Here is a 16,885-nt window from a genome sequence, read left to right as displayed (position 1 = left end):
ATGCACCTCCGGCAACGTAGATTTTCGCCATCACCCTTGCAGATTTTGGCCACCATGAAACACACGACCGCCTTCGCCTCGGAGCTGACCTGGCCCGACTACGCCGCCGCCGTGAAGGGCGGGCAGACACCGATCCTGATTCCGATCGGGTCGATGGAACAGCACGGCCACCACATGCCCTTGCATGTGGACGTGCTTCTGCCCACCGAATTCGCCCGCCGTGTTGCGCTTGAAATCGGAGCCCTCGTCGCGCCGCCCTTCACCTATGGCTACAAGTCGCACCAGAAATCGGGTGGCGGGAACCACCTGCCGGGCACGACCAGCCTGGACGGTGCCACGCTGGTCGCGGCACTGAAGGACGTGATCAAGGAATTCGCCCGCCACGGCGTGCGCAGGATCTGCCTTGTGAACGGCCATTTCGAGAATTCCTGGTTCATCGTCGAAGGCATCGACCTTGCCCTGCGCGAACTGCGCTGGGACGGGATCACCGACATGAAAATCGTGGTGCTGTCCTACTGGGATTTCGTCCACAAGGAGGCCATCGCCAGACTGTATCCTGGCGGCTTCCCCGGCTGGGACGTGGAACACGGCGGCGTGCTGGAGACATCGCTGATGCTGGCGCTGCATCCCGAACACGTCCATCTCGACCGCGCGGTGGATCATGCGCCCGCGACCTTCCCGCCCTATGACGTCTACCCGGTCAAGCCGGAATGGACGCCCCCTTCGGGCACGCTGTCCTCGCCGAAGGACGCCTCGGTCGAAAAGGGGCACATCCTGCTTGAGGTCTGCACGGCGGGCATCGTCGGCGCGCTGCGGGCCGAGTTCGGCTGAGCAAGCTTCTTCCTGGTGACCTGGGGGGCTTCGGCCCCCTTTTTCTTTGACCGGTCGCGGGGTGCAAGCAAAAGGGGCCGGATGACCCGGCCCCTGTCGCGCTGTCCCGATGGGGGATCAGTTCTTGATGATGTTGTGTTCCGGTCCGAAGGGGAAGCCGGTGATGTTCTCGGCGCCCGTCTCGGTCACGATCAGGATGTCGTGTTCGCGGTAGCCGCCTGCCCCTGGCGTGCCTTCCGGCAGCATGACCATCGGCTCCATCGACACCACCATGCCGGGCTTCAGTTCCGTCTCGATGTCCTCGCGCAGTTCCACCCCGGCCTCGCGGCCGTAGTAGTGCGAAAGGACGCCGAAGGAATGGCCGTAGCCGAAGCTGCGGTATTTCAGGAGATCCCACTGGCGGTACATGTCGTTCAGTTCCAGCGCGATCTCGTTGCACTTGGCGCCGGGCTTGATGAGCTCCAGGCCCCGGCGGTGCACGGCGACGTTCTTCTCCCAGATGTCGAGGCTCGCGTCGTCGCAATGGTCGCAGAAGAGCGTCCGCTCCAGCGCGGTGTAGTAGCCGAAGATCATCGGGAAGGTGTTGAGCGACAGGATCTCGCCCGACTTGACCTTCTTGTTCGTCACCGGGTTGTGCGCACCATCGGTGTTGATGCCCGACTGGAACCAGGTCCAGGTGTCCATCAGTTCCACGAAGGGGAAGGAACTTGCGATCTCGCGGATCATCGCACTGGTCCCGGCGATGGCGACCTCATGTTCCGGCACGCCCGCCTTGACGGCCTTGGCCACGGCCCAGCCGCCCACGTCGGCGATCCGTGCGCCAGTCCGGATCAGCTTCTGCTCCTCGGCCGACTTGATGGTGCGCATCCACATCGAGGGCTGGGACACATCGACGAACTCCACCCCCGGCAGCGCCGCCTCCAGCGCATTGCGGAAATCAAGGCTGACATGGTCGAACTCGATCCCCAGCCGCTTGACGCCCGGCGTCAGCTGCCGGACTGCCCGGTAGTAGTTGTCGCGCCGCCAGTCGGTGTAGGTGATGTTGTTGCCGAAGGTCCGGCGCCAGGGCTGGCCGCCGTCGATCCCGGCCGAGATGGTGGTCGCTGCATCCTGGGTGATCACCATGCCGTATTTCCGGCCGAAGTAGCAGTAAAGCCAGCCGGAATAGTAGTTGATGCAGTGATAGCTGGTGAAAAGCGCCGCATCGACGTTGTTCGCGGCCATCCAGCCGCGCACGTCATCCTGACGGCGCTTCATTTCGGCGTCGGAGAAGGGTGAATAGTCCTTCTCCCCATTGTGCCATTCCATGACATGCAGCATGTCGTCGGTCATCGCGTGATCCTTTCCCTGTTCGAAGGCGCTGGCCGGACATTACTGCCCCAGGGAAGCAGCCAGAAATTTGTTATGGAAATCCTGCTATTTGCGCCGGTCCAGCCGTCAGCCGACAGCAGATGGCCGCGCCATTAGCGCAAGAGGATCGCGCGGAAATCGTTGACGTTCGTGCCGGTGGGGCCGGGAACGAACAGGTCGCCCAGGACCGCAAAGGCAGTGTAGGCGTCATTGGCAGCCAGAAGCGCAGCAGGGTCATGCCCCAGAGCCCGCAGCCGCGCTGCGCTGGCGCCGGTGGCAAAGGCGCCTGCGTTGTCCTCGGACCCGTCGATACCGTCGGTATCCGCAGCCAGTGCCGCAAGGGGCACCCCTTCCGCCGCCAGCGCCAGGGCCAGCAGGAATTCGCTGTTCCGCCCGCCTTTTCCACTGCCGCGCAAGGTTACCGTCGTCTCTCCGCCCGACAGGATCGCCACGGGGCGCGGAAAGGGGCGGTTGCGGGCCGCCACCTCGCGGGCGATCGCGCCATGAACCCGGCCCACATCACGCGCCTCGCCCTCGATGGCGTCCGACAGGATCACGGCCGGAACACCCATCGCCAGGGCCCGTTGCGCGGCGGCCTCAAGCGACAGCCGGGCCGAGGCGATGACATGCACCTCATTGCGGGCAAAGACCGGATCATCCGGCAGGGGCGCGGGCTCTGCGTCTCCGGCCAGCCAGCCAGCCACCCGCGGCGGCAGGTCGATCCGCCAGCTGGCAACCAGCGCCCGGGCCTGCTCCCGTGTCGTCGCATCGGGCACGGTCGGTCCGCTGGCAACCTGGGCCGGATCATCACCCGGCACGTCCGAAACCACCAGAGTGACCACCCGCGCCGGATGGCAGGCCGCCGCCAGCCGCCCGCCCTTGATGCCCGACACCTGCTTGCGGATCGCATTCATCACCGAGATCGGCGCCCCCGAGGCCAGCAACGCCCGGTTCAGCGCCACCTCGTCCTCCAGCGTCAGGTTGCCCGGCGGACAGGGCAGCAGGGCCGAACCGCCGCCGCAGACCAGCGCCACTACCAGATCATCTGGGCCAAGGCCACGAACTGCGTCGAACAGCGCCGCCGAGGCCGCAAGTCCCGCCGGATCGGGCACGGGATGCGCTGCCTCCATCACGCGAATGCTGCGCGTCGGGCAGCCGTAGCCGTATCGGGTGACAACCACGCCCCCCAGCGGCCCGTCCCAGAGCCGCTCGAAGGCCGCCGCCAGCTGCGCCGCCCCCTTGCCCGCGCCGACGACGACCGTGCGGCCCCGAGGCCGGGCGGGCAGATGTGCGGCCAGTGCCCGTTCCGGGTCGGCCGCCGCCACCGCAGAGCGGAACAAGGCGGTCAGGAAAGCGCGGTCCTCATCGGTCACGGCTGCCGGTCCTCACAAGGCATCTGCCCCGCCCGATCATGACGATTCGGCCGGCCCTGTCGATCTCGGTTTCCCGCCATCGCCGGGCGTTTGCGACAGGGCAGCGCGATCAGGCCAGCAGCCGGGCGCCGTCCTGGCCCCGGATGGAAAGGTCAAGAATCGCGCCCTCGGGCTGATCGGCGGAAAAAACGACTTCGGCGAACTGTTCCGTCCGGCCGATGCGCTGACCTTCGGTCAGCACCCGGTGCGTCCGGCCGACCTGCGCCTGAAGGTGCTGCATCAGAACCCGGTCGCCCAGCGCCCGCAGCCGTGCCGCACGGTCCCTGATCTCGGGCCCCTTCACCTGCGGCATCCGCGCGGCAGGGGTGCCCTTGCGAGGCGAGAAGGGAAAGACATGCAGGAAGGTCAGGCCGCAGTCGATCACCAGATCCAGACTGCGCTGGAACATCGCCTCGGTCTCGGTCGGGAAACCTGCGATGATATCAGCCCCGAAGACGATATCGGGCCGCAGCCGTCGCGCCTCCTCGCAGAAGCGGATGGCGTCGTCGCGCAGGTGCCTCCGCTTCATCCGCTTCAGGATCAGGTCGTCGCCGGCCTGCAATGAAAGGTGCAGGTGCGGCATCAGCCGAGGCTCGGTCGCGATCGCTTCCATCAGCGCAGGGTCGGCCTCGATGGAATCGATCGAGCTGATCCGCAAGCGCGGGATCGGGGTCAGCTTCAGGATCCGCCGCACCAGATCGCCCAGCCGCGGCTGGCCGGGCAGGTCGGCGCCCCAGGAGGTCAGGTCCACCCCGCTCAGCACCACCTCGTTGAAACCGCGGTCCACCAGCCGGCTGATCTGCTCGACCACCACCCCCGCCGGGACCGAGCGCGAATTGCCCCGGCCATAGGGAATGATGCAGAAGGTGCAGCGGTGGTCGCAGCCGTTCTGCACCTGCACATAGGCCCGATGCCGACCAAAGCCGTCGATCAGATGCCCGGCCGTCTCGCGCACCGACATGATGTCATCGACCTGCACCTTCTCGGTCGTGCCGATCAGGTCCGGCGCAGCGATGGCCTTCCAGGTCGCGGCCTGCATCTTCTCGTGGTTGCCAACGACGCGGGTCACCTCGGGCATGGCGGCGAAGGTCTCGGGCTCGGTCTGCGCGGCGCAGCCCGTCACGATGATTGGCGCGCCTGGGTTTTCCCGCGCCAGGCGCCGGATCTCCTGCCGGGCCTTGCGCACCGCCTCGGCGGTGACGGCGCAGGTGTTCACGATCACCGCATCCGACAGGCCCGCCGCTGCGGCCAGTTCCTTCATCGCCTCGGTCTCGTAGGCGTTCAGCCGGCAACCAAGCGTGGCAAAGACCGGCGCTTGCACGGGATGTGCGGGCGCGTTCATGCGACGGCTGCCAGGAATTCGGGCAGAAGCACCCCGTCGAAAACCCGCGCCACCGGCCCGGTCAGCCAGACGCCATCATCGCGCCAGTCAACCTCGAGCGTGCCGCCATCGACCTCCAGCACCAGACGTGGCCCGCTGATGCCGCGCAGATGTGCCGCGACCGCCGTGGCACAGGCACCCGATCCGCACGCAAGGGTAATGCCAGTACCCCGTTCCCAAACGCGCATGCGCATGCGGCATGGCGAAAGCAGAGTGGCGAATTCCACATTGGTTCGCTGCGGGAAAAGCGGATCATGCTCGATCTTCGGGCCGAGCGCGGCAAGGTCCACCGCTTCAGCATCCGGAACGAAATGCACGCAGTGAGGGTTGCCCATTCCCACGGCCACAGGATCGCCGGCCAATGGCAGATGCAGGTGGTCAACCTTCTGCGCCAGGGGAATCGCCTGCCAGTCCAGCTGCGGCTGCCCCATGTTCACCCAGACGCGCCCATCCGCCGCCCGTTCGGCCCGCAGCGCGCCGCGCGCGGTGGTCAGGGTCACCCGATCTATCCCCCGCCCCCGCATCACATGGTCCGACACGCAGCGCGTGGCATTGCCGCAGGCCCCCGCCTGACTGCCGTCACTGTTCCAGAACACCAACCCGAAATCGGCGCCCGGTGCATCGGTGATCTCGACCAGCTGATCGAACCCCACGCCACGGTTCCGGTCACCCACGGCTCTTGCCAGGCCAGCCGTCATGACCGTCGCGCGCCCGCGCGAGTCGATCACCACGAAGTCGTTGCCTGCGCCGTGCATCTTCATGAACGGCAGGCCGGTCTGGCTGTTTGTATCCTTCATGCCCCGGCATATACGCCCGCAGAGAACCTTTTGAAAGACACAGCACGTTTTTGCCCTTGACCCTGTGAGCGGGCCTGACTAATCAGCCGCCTCGTGGGGCCGGTAGCTCAGTTGGTAGAGCAGCTGACTTTTAATCAGCGGGTCACAGGTTCGAATCCTGTCCGGCTCACCACTTCCAGACATCGACGGTGAAAAGGCTTTGGCCATCACGGGCATGACATGTCTGTGCCCAGGGCTTTCCGCTCACGGGATGCCTTGCTTTCCTGAAGACTGCCGCATTGCGACACGCCCCTGCCCCGAACACCGGACGCAGGGATTGCCGCCGCGGGACGACCGGGCCCGCCAGAAAAGGGGCCCGGACCGATGGTTATGCCTACTTCTTCGCCACGCGCGCGTTGCGGGTTGCAATCAGTTTCAACCGCAGTGCGTTCAGCCGAATGAAACCTTCGGCATCCTTCTGGTCGTAGGCGCCGGCATCTTCCTCGAAGGTGACGTGCTTTTCACTGTAAAGCGAATGATCCGACCAGCGCGCCACCGTCCGGGCAGACCCCTTGTAAAGCTTGACGCGCACCGTCCCGGTAACATGTTCCTGGGTCTTGTCGATCAGGGCTTGCAGTGCCTCGCGTTCGGGGCTGAACCAGAAGCCGTTGTAGATCAGCTCTGCATAGCGCGGCATGATCGAATCCTTCAGGTGGCCGGCGCCCGAATCCAGGGTGATCTGCTCGATTCCCCGGTGCGCCTCCAGCAGGATCGTGCCGCCGGGGGTTTCATAGACCCCGCGGCTCTTCATGCCGACGAACCGGTTCTCCACCAGATCCAGAACGCCCACGCCATGCTTGCCGCCCAGTTCGTTCAGCCGGGCAAGGATGGTGGCCGGACTCATCGCCTCGCCGTTTATCGCAACGGCATCGCCCTTCTCGAATGTGATCTCCACCATTTCGGGCGCATCGGGGGCCTCTTCCACGGGCACGACCCGCTGAAGCACGTAGTTGGGGAATTCCTCGGCCGGGTTCTCCAGCACCCGGCCCTCCGAAGAGGTGTGCAGCAGGTTCGCATCGACGCTGAACGGTGCCTCGCCCCGTTTGTCCTTGGCAATCGGGATCTGGTTCGCCTCGGCGAATTCAAGAAGTTTCGTCCGGCTGGTCAGATCCCACAGCCGCCAGGGCGCGATCACCTTGAGCGCCGGGTCCAGTGCCGCGGCCGATAGTTCGAACCGCACCTGATCGTTGCCCTTGCCCGTTGCGCCATGCGCAATCGCATCGGCCCCGGTTTCATGGGCGATGCGCACCAGATGCTGGCTGATCAGTGGCCGGGCGATCGAGGTGCCCAGAAGATACAGCCCTTCATACAGCGCGTTGGCCCGGAACATCGGGAACACGAAGTCGCGCACGAATTCCTCGCGCACATCGACGATGTGGATGTTCTCGGGCTTGATCCCCAGCAGCAGCGCCTTCTGCCGCGCCGGTTCCAGTTCCTCGCCCTGGCCCAGATCGGCCGTGAAGGTCACGACCTCGCAGCCGTATTCCGTCTGAAGCCATTTCAGGATGATCGAGGTATCAAGCCCGCCCGAATAGGCGAGGACAACTTTCTTCGGCTTCTGCATGGATGCACTCCGTCCCGGTTTCGCTGGCGCTTAAAGCGAAACCGGGGCAAGGGCAAGAATGGCCAGGTCGGCAGGCCGGGCAATGCCGTGAAAAGCAGGGCGCGCGCCCCGATGCCGCGGCACGCGCTTCCCGGAAAGGAACGGAATCTGGCGGGTCACTTCACGATGATGACCGATTCCTATTCCGGCTCCACGGCCGCCGTTTCATCGGGCGCTGAAGTCTGCGCAACGGCGGCATCGATCGCGGCCTGGTGCGGCGCCAGCTTGTTGCGCAGTGCTGTCAGCAGGGCAACGGCATCGCCGTCCTTGTTCCAGGCATCGAGTATTGCCTGTTCTGCCGCGATCACCGTCTCGGCCGCAGCCGCAGCGGCGTCACGGGCAGCCTGGATGTCATCGTCCGAGGGGCGGCTCTCGGCGAGCTGCAGCCCGGTTTCGTCGGTGCCGCCAACATCGCCGATCAGCGAGTCGATGTCCCCCGACAGCGCCAGCTGTTCTTCGGTCAGCGTGCCGTCAGCCTTGGCCTGCAGGTATTCATCGACGGATGCAAACCCGGCTTCCTCGACCTTTGTCTGAAGGGCGTCGAAGCTGTCTGCACGGGCCTCCAGTTCGGCTGCCCTGTCTGCCGCCGCAGCAGCTGAAGTGTCCGCCACCGCCAGACCGGCCAGCAGCCCCACCGGGCCCTTCGTCGTCTGGCCGTTGCGGATATGAGCAAGGACCGCGTTGATGTTGGCATTCATCGCGCCGTTCATCTTGCCCAGTTCGTTCGGGGCAAGTTCGCCGTTCTTCACTGGCTTGCCCTTGGCGGCCTTGGCCCCCTCTGCCGCGGCGGGCTTGGGCTTCTTCGTCGCCGCGGATTTGGCCGACTTGTCAGAGTTGCCCTTCGACTTCTCGGCCGACTTCGACTCGGATTTCTTGGACTCCGACTTGCCGTTCCCGCCGCCGTTGCCATTGCCGTTGCCATTGCCCTTGGCATGGGCAGCGCCTGCGGCATCCAGGTCGAAAACCGGAACCGCCGGCGAAAACATCAGAAGCGATGCCGCAAGCACCGTGGTCAGTTGCATCTTGCGCATTGCCGGAACTCCCTGTCTGGATGGCATGATGGGATTGGCCTTCGATCCGACGCGCCGATCGTGGCAAGAATATGGCAACCTGTATAAACCAAAGGTATAGCAGCGCAATGTCAGCGTTTCCGGAAGCCGCACGAAGCACGACCAAGGCCCTGCGCGGACTGTTTCCCGAAACGCCCCTGCAGCGGAATGACCATCTGTCGCAGCGATTCGCCGCCGACATCTGGCTGAAGCGTGAAGATCTTTCGCCGGTCCGCAGCTACAAGATCCGCGGTGCCTTCAACGCCATGCGCAAGGTGCGCGACCGCCAGCCCGAGCAGCGCCAGTTCGTCTGCGCCAGTGCGGGAAACCATGCGCAGGGCGTTGCCTATGCTTGCCGGCATTTCGGGGTGGAAGGCGTCATCTTCATGCCGGTCACCACACCGCAGCAGAAAATCGACAAGACCCGTATGTTCGGCGGCGGCCACGTGCGCATCGAGTTGACCGGTGACTACTTCGATCAGACCCTTGCCGCGGCCCAGGCCTTCTGCGCGGAACAGGGCGCGCATTTCCTGTCGCCCTTCGATGACCCCGACGTGATCGAGGGGCAGGCCTCCGTGGCAGTGGAAATCCTGGACCAGCTGGGCCGCGCCCCGGATTTCGTGATACTGCCTGTGGGCGGCGGCGGCCTGGCCTCGGGTGTCACGCGCTACATGCGCGAGGTGGCGCCTTCGGTCCGGTTCCGGTTCGTCGAGCCGCTTGGCGGGGCCAGCCTGACCGCCGCCCTGCGGGAGGGCGGCCCGACCAGGTTGCCCCGGGTGAACAGCTTCGTTGACGGTGCGGCAGTGGCGCGCATCGGCGACAGCAACTACGCTCATCTTGCCTGGATCCCCCGCGAGGCGGTGCATCTGGCCCCCGAAGACCGCATCTGCGTCACGATGCTGGAAATGCTGAACGTCGAGGGCATCGTGCTGGAACCTGCCGGTGCCCTGTCTGTCGACGTCCTGCCGGAACTGGCCGAGGAGATCCGGGGCAAGACCGTTGTCTGCGTGACGTCGGGCGGAAATTTCGACTTCGAGCGCCTGCCCGAAGTCAAGGAACGCGCCCAGCGCTATTCCGGGCTGAAGAAATACTTCATCCTGCGCATGCCCCAACGCCCCGGCGCGCTACGCGAGTTCCTGAACCTCCTGGGCCCCGACGACGACATCACCCGGTTCGAATACCTGAAGAAATCGGCACGCAACTTCGGGTCGGTGCTGATCGGGATCGAAACCAAGGATGCCAACAATTTCCGCCATTTCACCGACCGGATGGATGCGGCGGGACTTGCCTTCCGCGACATCACCGCCGACGAGGCGCTGGCAGAATTCCTGATCTGACCTTCAGGCCGCCGTGCCTTCAGACACCGCCCCACCCTGCAAGCCTGCAACCAGCTGCGCGCGCGAGGCGCGATAGACCCTCAGCACCTGCGCCAGATCGACCAGCGCCCCGTATCCCGCGGCGGCCTTGCGTTCGCCGTCCTGGCAGATCGCGGCAAGATCGCTGAGCCCGAGGTTCAGTGCGCTGCCTTTCAGGAAATGCAGATGCGCTTCCAACTCGCCTGGTGCGGGGCCGGCAGACAGGGCGCGGACGGCCTGCTCGGCCTCTTCCAGGAACATGTCGGCCACCTCGGCAAGACCGCCAACGCCGATTTCGCAGCGCAGTTCCTCTATCCGCTTCCAGTCGATCATGTCGGCAGTCCCCCTGATGTCCACGCAAGCAGCGTGAAGTGGCGAACCCAGCATTTGATGGGCCCGAAGTCGACAGGGCTGTGGCAATCGCCTGCAATTTTACCGTTCACCCAGTGTTAAACAGGCAAGGCCAGACTGGACCTTCGGTCAGGAAGGGGTTGCCGGTGCTGTCCATCACGCTGCCAGACGATCGGATGACGCCAGTCGCGGGCGGGGTGCGTCATGTGCTGATTGTCGATGACAGCCGGGCGCAGCGGCACATCCTGTCGATGCAGCTGCGACGCTGGGGCTACAGGGTGACGGAACGCGAATCTGCGCTTGCCGCGCTGGATTTCTGCGCCACGGAAGGCGTGGATATCGTCATCAGCGACTGGATGATGCCGGGCATGTCCGGCCTGGAATTCTGCCGCCGGTTCCGGGATCTGGGGCGCGAGAACTACGGTTATTTCGTGCTTCTGACCTCCAAGTCGGAAAAGGCCGAGATCGCCGATGGCCTTGAGGCCGGGGCCGACGACTTCCTGACCAAGCCCGTCGCCAGCAGCGAACTTCGCGCCCGACTTCGCGCGGGAGAGCGGATGTTGTCCATGCAGGCAGAGCTGCTGGCAAAGAACCGGGTCATCGCGAAAACCCTTGTCGAATTGCAGGACCTTTACGATTCGCTCGACCGCGACCTGATCGAAGCGCGGAAGTTGCAGCAGACGCTGGTTCGCGACCGGGTGCGGGATTATGGCTGGGCAAGGGCGTCGCTGCTCTTGCGGAATTCGGGGCGGGTGGGGGGCGATCTGGTCGGCAGCTTCCGGGTCGATGACGACCGCGTGGCGGTCTATTCGATCGACGTCTCCGGCCACGGTGTTGCCTCGGCGATGATGACGGCCCGCCTTGCCGGATTCCTGACCGGATCTTCCCCCGAACAGAACCTGGCATTCCAGAAAGGGCCGCGGGGTGCCCATGTCCTATTGCCGCCGGAAGCGGTGGCCGAACGGTTCAACCGCCTGATGCTGGAGGAGATTCAGGTCGAACAGTACTTCACGATGGTCTTTGCCGTCGCCGACCGCGTGGCGCAGCAGATCAGCCTTGTGCAGGCCGGCCATCCGCACCCCATGCTTTTGCGCAAATCCGGCGCGGTGCAGCGGCTGGGGCGGGGCGGGCTTCCCATCGGCCTGGTTCCCGGCGCGACATACGAATGGGAAGACATCCCGTTCACCCCCGGTGACCGGCTCATCCTGGTGTCGGATGGCATCACCGAATGTCCTCTGCCTTCTGGGCGCGACTTCGGGGAAGACGGCCTGACGACCAGCCTGAAGACCAGCCTGAAGACCTCGGCCGGACTAGGCGGGGCCGAGCTTCTGGAAGCGCTGATCCGGGATCTGGCGCGGCAATCGGGCAGCGAAAGTTTTGCCGACGACGTGTCCGGCGTCGTGCTGGACCTAGGCTAGCGCATCGGCCAGCATTGCCCGGTCGCCTGCATTGCCGAGCCGCACCAACGCCTCTTCCACCGGCAGCCAGATCGCGGCATGGCCCGGCTCGGACGGCGGACCAAGGGGGCGGACCGGACGCGCCAGATAGACGGTGCAGACCTTTTCCGCCCAAAGGTCGTATTCCGGCATGTAGGTGAACCGGCGGAATGCCCCCAGCCGCCGGAAGACGGCGATCCGCCATCCGGTTTCTTCGAGCACTTCGCGGTGCAGGGCCGGGATCGGCTGTTCGCCGGGGTCGATACCGCCGCCGGGCAGCTGGAATTCTGGCACCGGCTCGGCCTGGTGGGTGGTCAGGATATGGTCGCCCCGCAGAAGGATCGCATAGACGCCAGGCCTGCGGATGTAGCCCTGCCCCGGTTTCACCGGCTCGCCATGGCGTCTGATCATGCGCATCCCCCTTGGACCGTCGGTTGTGCTGCCTATATAGGCGCGATATGCCAACACTGGCAGTTTCAGGAAACCCCCCATGTCTACCGGTTCACAGATCGCCTGGGACGATACCGTCCTGCCATTCCAACTGGACGCCTCGGGCATCCGCGGTCGCGTCGCGCGGCTGGACGGGGTGCTGGACCAGGTGCTGAAACAGCACGCCTATCCTTCCGTCATCGAGGCACTGGTGGCCGAGACCGCGCTTCTGACGGCGCTGATCGGCCAGACCATCAAGCTGCGCTGGAAACTTTCCCTTCAGGTCCGCGGCAATGGCCCGGCCCGGCTGATCGCGACCGACTATTACGGCCCGACCGAGGACGGCCAGCCTGCCCGCATCCGCGCCTATGCCAGTTATGATGCCGACCGGCTTGATCCCCATGCCGACCCGTTCAGCCAGATTGGCGAAGGCTACTTTGCCGTGATGCTTGATCAGGGCGAAGGCATGCTGCCCTATCAGGGCTTCACGCCCATTGCCGGTGGCAGCCTTTCGGCCTGCGCCGAAACCTATTTCGCCCAGTCCGAACAGATCCCGACCCGATTTGCGCTGGCCTTCGGCGAAAGCGCCGAACCCGGGCGTCCCCTGCGCTGGCGGGCGGGCGGCGTGATGCTGCAGCACATGCCCGCGACGGGCGGTGTCGCCGCCGAGCAGGGCAGCGGCGAGGGCGGGCTTCTGACCCATGCCGACATCCTGGGCGGAGAGGCATCCGACGACTGGAACCGCGCGAACATGCTGCTCGACACCGTCGAGGAACTGGAAATGATCGGTCCCTCGGTCACGCCTACCGACTTGCTGGTGCGGCTGTTTCACCAGGAAGGCCCGCGGGTGTTCGACGCCCAGCCGGTGCGCTTCGGCTGCTCTTGCAGCGAGGAAAAGGTCCGCAACACTATGTCGATCTACAGCCAGAAGGACATCGCGAAGATGACGACCGAGGCGGGCGTCGTGACCGCCGACTGCCAGTTCTGCGGTGCGCATTACGAGCTGGACCCCAAGACCCTCGGGTTCGAAGCGGTCAAGCCGGAATGACCGATCCGGTCGAGGCCCGGCTGCGCGATGCCCTGTCGCGCCAGGCTGGGCCGTCCTCGGATTTCGATCTGAATCCCGGACTCCGTCCGTCGCCGGACCGGCCTCTGCGCCCGGCTGCGGTTCTGGTGCCGATCTGGCTGAAACCCGAAGGTGCCGGGGTCATACTGACAAAGCGGTCATCGCGGCTGAAGCATCACCCCGGCCAGATCGCGTTTCCCGGCGGCAAGGTGGATGCCTCGGACGACGGCCCACAGGCCGCAGCCCTGCGAGAGACGCACGAGGAGATCGGCCTCGACCCGACCCGTGTCGAGATCCTTGGCTCCCTGCCGGTCCACGAAACAGTCACCGGCTTTGCCGTCACCCCCTTCGTCGGCCTGATCCATGGCACCTTCGACCCCGTGCCCGAGGACGGCGAGGTGGATGAAATCTTCACGGTTCCTCTCGACCATGTCCTGACGCCAGCCCGATATGCCATCGAGCGTCGCCGCTGGATGGGGGTCTGGCGCCGCTATTACGCCGTGCCCTACGGCCCCTATTACATCTGGGGTGCCACCGCGCGTATCCTGCGAGGGTTGGCAGAACGGGCACGGGCATGAAGGTCGCGGGCGACTGGCTGGAACATCCCGGAACGCAGGCCCTGTGTGCCGCGCTGGAAGGCGCAGGCCACCAGGCGTTTCTGGTCGGGGGCTGCGTGCGAAACGCCCTGCTGCAGGTGCCGGTTGCAGACGTGGACATCGCCACCGATGCGACGCCCCCAACCGTCTCGGAAATCGCCGAAGCTGCCGGCTTCAAGGTCGTGCCCACTGGTGTTGACCACGGCACCGTGACGGTCGTGGCCGAGGGCCGGCCGCACGAGGTGACGACCTTTCGCCGCGACATCGAAACCGATGGTCGCCGCGCCGTAGTGGCCTTTTCGACGCGAATCGAGGAAGACGCGGCGCGACGCGATTTCACCATGAACGCGCTTTATGCCGACCGGCTGGGCCGGGTGATCGACCCGCTGGGCGGCCTGCCCGACCTTTTGGCGCGCCGTGTGCGGTTCGTCGGCGATGCGGCAACCCGCATCCGCGAGGACTACCTGCGCATCTTGCGCTTCTTCCGTTTTCATGCCTGCTACGGTGATCCCGATCAGGGCCTGGATCCAGAGGGTCTGGCCGCCTGCGCGGCCCTGTCCGCAGGATTGGGGGCGATTTCACGCGAACGCATCACGGCCGAACTGCGCAAGCTGCTTGCCGCGCGTGATCCCGCGCCCGCCGTGGCAGCCATGGCGCAGGCAGGTGTATTGCGGGTCGTCCTGCCCGGGGCTGACCCGCGCGCGCTGGCACCGCTGGTCCACTTTGATGCCGCCGTCGCTCCGCGCTGGTTGCGGCGGCTGGCTGTTCTGGGCGGCGAGAACCCCGCAGCGGCACTTCGTCTGTCGCGGGCAGAGGCCCGCAATCTGGACGCGCTGCGAAACGCCATCGGCGCGGCAGCCGATCCCGCCGTTCTGGGCTGGAAGCTCGGGGCGGACCTGGCCGCCGACGCGGTACTTGCCCGCGCAGCCTGCCTTGGCACCCCTCTCCCCCCCGGCTGGCAGGCAGAGGTCGCCCGCGGGGCGGCAGCGACCTTTCCGGTCACCGCCGCCGACCTGATTCCCGCCCTGCAAGGCGCGGCACTGGGCGCCCGGCTGAAGGAACTGGAGGCGCGCTGGCTGGCATCCGGCCTGACCGCCAGCCGCGAGGAGCTGCTGAAAGGGGCGTGACAATGCGACCCGCTTGGGCTACCAGATCGCAGCCCGAGAAGGAGACCGGCATGGAACACGGGATTACGCCTCGCCTCGGCTGAGTCGACCGATCCCGTCGCGGTGGTCGCGTTCCGGCCCCGCATCATTCCATCGCTGCACTTTCTGCCGGGTTCCCCCACAATGTTCCACTTCTTCGAAAACCTCGTCGATCCGTATCAACACTATGCGGAGACCGACAATCCGCCCCGGCGGCTCTGGCCCTTCCTGAAGGATTATGTCCGCGCCTTCCGCGGTGTATTCGCCTTTGCCGGGCTGTTCTCGGTCGGCAATGCCGTGCTGGAAGTGGGGATGATCTGGTATCTGGGCCGCCTGGTGGACCAGATGGCCGGCCAGTCCCCGGCCGATTTTCTGGCCGCGCACTGGTCCGAACTGCTGCTGGTCGCGCTGGTGGTGCTGATCCTGCGACCGCTGGTCGCCGGGGGCTCGGTCAGCCTCTTGCACAACACGATCCTGACCAACTTCGGCACCATGATGCGCTGGCGGGCGCACCGGCATGTGCTGCGCCAACCGGTCGGCTGGTTCGAAAGCGATTTCGCCGGCCGCATCGCCAACCGCATCATGCAGGCCCCCCCGGCCGCAGGAGAAGCGGTGTTCCAGGTCTTCGACATGGCCGCCTTTGCCGCTGCCACCTTTGTCGGCGCGCTGCTGATGCTGGCCGAGGCCGATCCCCGGCTGATGGTTCCGCTGCTTCTGTGGTTCGCCGGCTATGTGCTTCTGATGCGCTGGACGATCCGCCGCGCCGGGCCCGCCGCCACCGTCTCGTCCGAGGCGCGCAGCGCGGTCACGGGGCGGGTGGTGGACAGCTATACCAACATCCATTCGGTGAAGCTTTTCGCCAATCAGGATCAGGAACTGGACTACGCGAAGGAGGCCATCGAGCGCGCGCGCAAGACCTTCCAGACGGAAATGCGCATCGTCACCCGGATGGACATGGCGCTGACCTTCCTGAACGGGCTTCTGATTCTGGGGGTCGGTGGGCTGGCGGTCTGGTTCTGGGTGCAGGGCACGGCAACGGTCGGCGTGGTCGCGGCGGCGCTGGCGCTGGTGCTGCGCATCAACTCGATGACCTACTGGATCATGTGGGCCTCGACCAACCTGGCGCAGAACCTCGGCACCCTGGCCGAGGGCATGCAGACCATCGCCCAGCCGATCGCCCTGGTGGACCGGCCCGGCGCCCCCGCACTGCGTTTCGAGAAGGGTCTCATCGAGATCAAGGGCGTCAGCCACCACTACGGCCGCGGCTTCGGGGGGCTGCGCGATGTCACGCTGACCATCCGGCCGGGAGAGAAGATCGGCGTCGTCGGCCGCTCGGGCGCTGGGAAATCGACGCTGGTCAAGCTGATGCTGCGCTTCTACGACACCGAATCGGGCGCGAACCTGATCGACGGGCAAAACATCGCCGATGTCACACAGGAGAGCCTGCGCCGCCAGATCGGCATGGTTCAGCAGGATTCCTCGCTTCTGCACCGGTCGGTGCGCGACAACATCCTCTACGGCCGCCCCGACGCGACCGAAGAGATGATGATCGCCGCCGCGAAACAGGCCGAGGCGCATGACTTCATCCTGACGCTTGAGGATCCGCAGGGCCGCCGCGGCTATGACGCCCATGTTGGCGAACGGGGGGTCAAGCTCTCCGGCGGGCAGCGCCAGCGCATCGCCATCGCGCGGGTGATCCTGAAGGACGCGCCGATCCTGATCCTTGACGAGGCGACCTCGGCCCTGGACAGCGAGGCCGAGGCCGCAATCCAGGGCGCGCTTTACGGGGTGATGCAGGGCAAGACGGTCATCGCAATCGCGCACCGCCTGTCCACCATCGCCGCGATGGACCGGATCGTGGTGCTGGAGGACGGCCGGGTGGTCGAGGACGGCCACCATTCAGACCTTCTGCGCAAGGGCGGTCTCTATGCCCGCTTCTGGGCGCGGCAGTCCGGCGGCTTCATCGGGCTGGAGGAAAACGCGGCGGGATAGGATTCTGCTCGTCGATGGCTTCGTCACTCCTTGCGCGCCGTCCCGATGAGGAG

Annotated in this window: 15 protein-coding genes and 1 tRNA gene; 8 read left to right on the top strand and 8 right to left on the bottom strand. The window is 65.7% G+C overall.

Going from position 1 to position 16,885, the window contains the following annotated elements:
- The first annotated feature begins 54 nt into the window (after positions 1–54).
- Positions 55–831 carry a creatininase gene (locus tag EYB42_RS13180; protein WP_135450585.1) on the top strand — a complete coding sequence of 259 codons (777 nt, stop codon included), beginning with the start codon at positions 55–57 and terminating at the stop codon, positions 829–831.
- A 117-nt stretch (positions 832–948) separates the two neighbouring features.
- Here EYB42_RS13180 and EYB42_RS13175 read toward each other — a convergent pair whose 3' ends face one another.
- The 4 genes from EYB42_RS13175 to dapF form a co-directional block, all read right to left on the bottom strand.
- Positions 949–2,163: a M24 family metallopeptidase gene (locus EYB42_RS13175; protein WP_135450584.1), complete on the bottom strand. Its 1,215-nt coding sequence runs from the start codon at positions 2,161–2,163 to the stop codon at positions 949–951.
- Positions 2,164–2,294: 131 nt separating this feature from the next.
- Positions 2,295–3,554 (bottom strand): glycerate kinase type-2 family protein, encoded by a 1,260-nt coding sequence (locus EYB42_RS13170; protein WP_135450583.1) that lies wholly within the window; start codon positions 3,552–3,554, stop codon positions 2,295–2,297.
- A 109-nt stretch (positions 3,555–3,663) separates the two neighbouring features.
- Entirely contained in the window at positions 3,664–4,914 is a 1,251-nt protein-coding gene (gene mtaB, locus EYB42_RS13165) for a tRNA (N(6)-L-threonylcarbamoyladenosine(37)-C(2))-methylthiotransferase MtaB (protein ID WP_135450630.1), read from the bottom strand.
- A gap of 17 nt (positions 4,915–4,931) precedes the next feature.
- Positions 4,932–5,771, bottom strand: a complete 840-nt coding sequence (gene dapF / locus EYB42_RS13160) for a diaminopimelate epimerase (protein WP_135450582.1) — start codon at positions 5,769–5,771, stop codon at positions 4,932–4,934.
- A gap of 96 nt (positions 5,772–5,867) precedes the next feature.
- On the opposite strand from dapF, the gene EYB42_RS13155 reads away from it, so the two are divergent.
- Positions 5,868–5,943, top strand: a tRNA-Lys gene (locus EYB42_RS13155).
- 201 nt (positions 5,944–6,144) lie between these two features.
- Here the strand turns inward: EYB42_RS13155 and EYB42_RS13150 are convergent.
- Together EYB42_RS13150 and EYB42_RS13145 are read right to left on the bottom strand one after the other, a co-directional pair.
- Positions 6,145–7,374, bottom strand: coding sequence for an argininosuccinate synthase (locus EYB42_RS13150; protein WP_135450581.1), 1,230 nt, complete (start codon positions 7,372–7,374; stop codon positions 6,145–6,147).
- Between the two features lie 179 nt (positions 7,375–7,553).
- A complete protein-coding gene (locus EYB42_RS13145; protein WP_167851021.1) occupies positions 7,554–8,444 on the bottom strand; it encodes a hypothetical protein in 891 nt (296 codons plus the stop codon).
- 107 nt (positions 8,445–8,551) lie between these two features.
- Between EYB42_RS13145 and ilvA the strand changes: the two genes are divergently transcribed.
- On the top strand, positions 8,552–9,799 hold the full coding sequence (gene ilvA, locus EYB42_RS13140) for a threonine ammonia-lyase IlvA (protein WP_135450579.1): 1,248 nt from the start codon (positions 8,552–8,554) through the stop codon (positions 9,797–9,799).
- A 3-nt stretch (positions 9,800–9,802) separates the two neighbouring features.
- On the opposite strand, the gene EYB42_RS13135 is transcribed toward ilvA, so the two are convergent.
- Positions 9,803–10,150, bottom strand: a complete 348-nt coding sequence (locus EYB42_RS13135) for an Hpt domain-containing protein (RefSeq protein WP_135450578.1) — start codon at positions 10,148–10,150, stop codon at positions 9,803–9,805.
- 194 nt (positions 10,151–10,344) lie between these two features.
- Between EYB42_RS13135 and EYB42_RS13130 the strand changes: the two genes are divergently transcribed.
- On the top strand, positions 10,345–11,586 hold the full coding sequence (locus tag EYB42_RS13130) for a PP2C family protein-serine/threonine phosphatase (RefSeq protein ID WP_135450629.1): 1,242 nt from the start codon (positions 10,345–10,347) through the stop codon (positions 11,584–11,586).
- Here EYB42_RS13130 and EYB42_RS13125 read toward each other — a convergent pair.
- Positions 11,578–12,015 carry an NUDIX hydrolase gene (locus EYB42_RS13125; RefSeq protein WP_135450577.1) on the bottom strand — a complete coding sequence of 146 codons (438 nt, stop codon included), beginning with the start codon at positions 12,013–12,015 and terminating at the stop codon, positions 11,578–11,580. The two genes, EYB42_RS13130 and EYB42_RS13125, sit on opposite strands and share 9 nt — an antisense overlap.
- Before the next feature lie 79 nt (positions 12,016–12,094).
- Between EYB42_RS13125 and hslO the strand changes: the two genes are divergently transcribed.
- The 4 genes from hslO (at position 12,095) to EYB42_RS13105 (ending at position 16,832) form a co-directional block, all read left to right on the top strand.
- Positions 12,095–13,081, top strand: a complete 987-nt coding sequence (hslO, locus tag EYB42_RS13120; protein ID WP_135450576.1) for an Hsp33 family molecular chaperone HslO — start codon at positions 12,095–12,097, stop codon at positions 13,079–13,081.
- Positions 13,078–13,677, top strand: coding sequence for a CoA pyrophosphatase (locus EYB42_RS13115; RefSeq protein WP_135450575.1), 600 nt, complete (start codon positions 13,078–13,080; stop codon positions 13,675–13,677). The genes hslO and EYB42_RS13115 overlap by 4 nt, the downstream gene beginning before the upstream one ends.
- Positions 13,674–14,822: a CCA tRNA nucleotidyltransferase gene (locus EYB42_RS13110; RefSeq protein ID WP_135450574.1), complete on the top strand. Its 1,149-nt coding sequence runs from the start codon at positions 13,674–13,676 to the stop codon at positions 14,820–14,822. The genes EYB42_RS13115 and EYB42_RS13110 overlap by 4 nt, the downstream gene beginning before the upstream one ends.
- Positions 14,823–14,984: 162 nt before the next feature.
- The gene (locus EYB42_RS13105) at positions 14,985–16,832 is read left to right on the top strand and encodes an ABC transporter ATP-binding protein (RefSeq protein ID WP_135450573.1); all 1,848 of its coding nucleotides are present in this window, start codon (positions 14,985–14,987) and stop codon (positions 16,830–16,832) included.
- Positions 16,833–16,885 lie beyond the last annotated feature (53 nt).

The sequence above is a fragment of the Tabrizicola caldifontis genome (assembly GCF_004762095.1).
Taxonomy (GTDB): domain Bacteria; phylum Pseudomonadota; class Alphaproteobacteria; order Rhodobacterales; family Rhodobacteraceae; genus Tabrizicola; species Tabrizicola caldifontis.
Note: the sequence above shows the minus strand (reverse complement) of the source record. Positions and strands in the feature narration are given on the sequence as shown.

Excerpts from the sequence above, each read along its gene's own strand:
- EYB42_RS13150 (WP_135450581.1), bottom strand. The coding sequence starts at position 7,374 with ATGCAGAAGCCGAAGAAAGTTGTCCTCGCCTATTCGGGCGGGCTTGAT.
- EYB42_RS13105 (WP_135450573.1), top strand. The coding sequence starts at position 14,985 with ATGTTCCACTTCTTCGAAAACCTCGTCGATCCGTATCAACACTATGCG.
- ilvA (WP_135450579.1), top strand. The coding sequence starts at position 8,552 with ATGTCAGCGTTTCCGGAAGCCGCACGAAGCACGACCAAGGCCCTGCGC.
- EYB42_RS13125 (WP_135450577.1), bottom strand. The coding sequence starts at position 12,015 with ATGATCAGACGCCATGGCGAGCCGGTGAAACCGGGGCAGGGCTACATC.
- EYB42_RS13175 (WP_135450584.1), bottom strand. The coding sequence starts at position 2,163 with ATGACCGACGACATGCTGCATGTCATGGAATGGCACAATGGGGAGAAG.
- dapF (WP_135450582.1), bottom strand. The coding sequence starts at position 5,771 with ATGAAGGATACAAACAGCCAGACCGGCCTGCCGTTCATGAAGATGCAC.
- hslO (WP_135450576.1), top strand. The coding sequence starts at position 12,095 with ATGTCTACCGGTTCACAGATCGCCTGGGACGATACCGTCCTGCCATTC.
- EYB42_RS13145 (WP_167851021.1), bottom strand. The coding sequence starts at position 8,444 with ATGCGCAAGATGCAACTGACCACGGTGCTTGCGGCATCGCTTCTGATG.
- EYB42_RS13115 (WP_135450575.1), top strand. The coding sequence starts at position 13,078 with ATGACCGATCCGGTCGAGGCCCGGCTGCGCGATGCCCTGTCGCGCCAG.
- EYB42_RS13130 (WP_135450629.1), top strand. The coding sequence starts at position 10,345 with ATGACGCCAGTCGCGGGCGGGGTGCGTCATGTGCTGATTGTCGATGAC.
- EYB42_RS13180 (WP_135450585.1), top strand. The coding sequence starts at position 55 with ATGAAACACACGACCGCCTTCGCCTCGGAGCTGACCTGGCCCGACTAC.
- EYB42_RS13135 (WP_135450578.1), bottom strand. The coding sequence starts at position 10,150 with ATGATCGACTGGAAGCGGATAGAGGAACTGCGCTGCGAAATCGGCGTT.
- EYB42_RS13110 (WP_135450574.1), top strand. The coding sequence starts at position 13,674 with ATGAAGGTCGCGGGCGACTGGCTGGAACATCCCGGAACGCAGGCCCTG.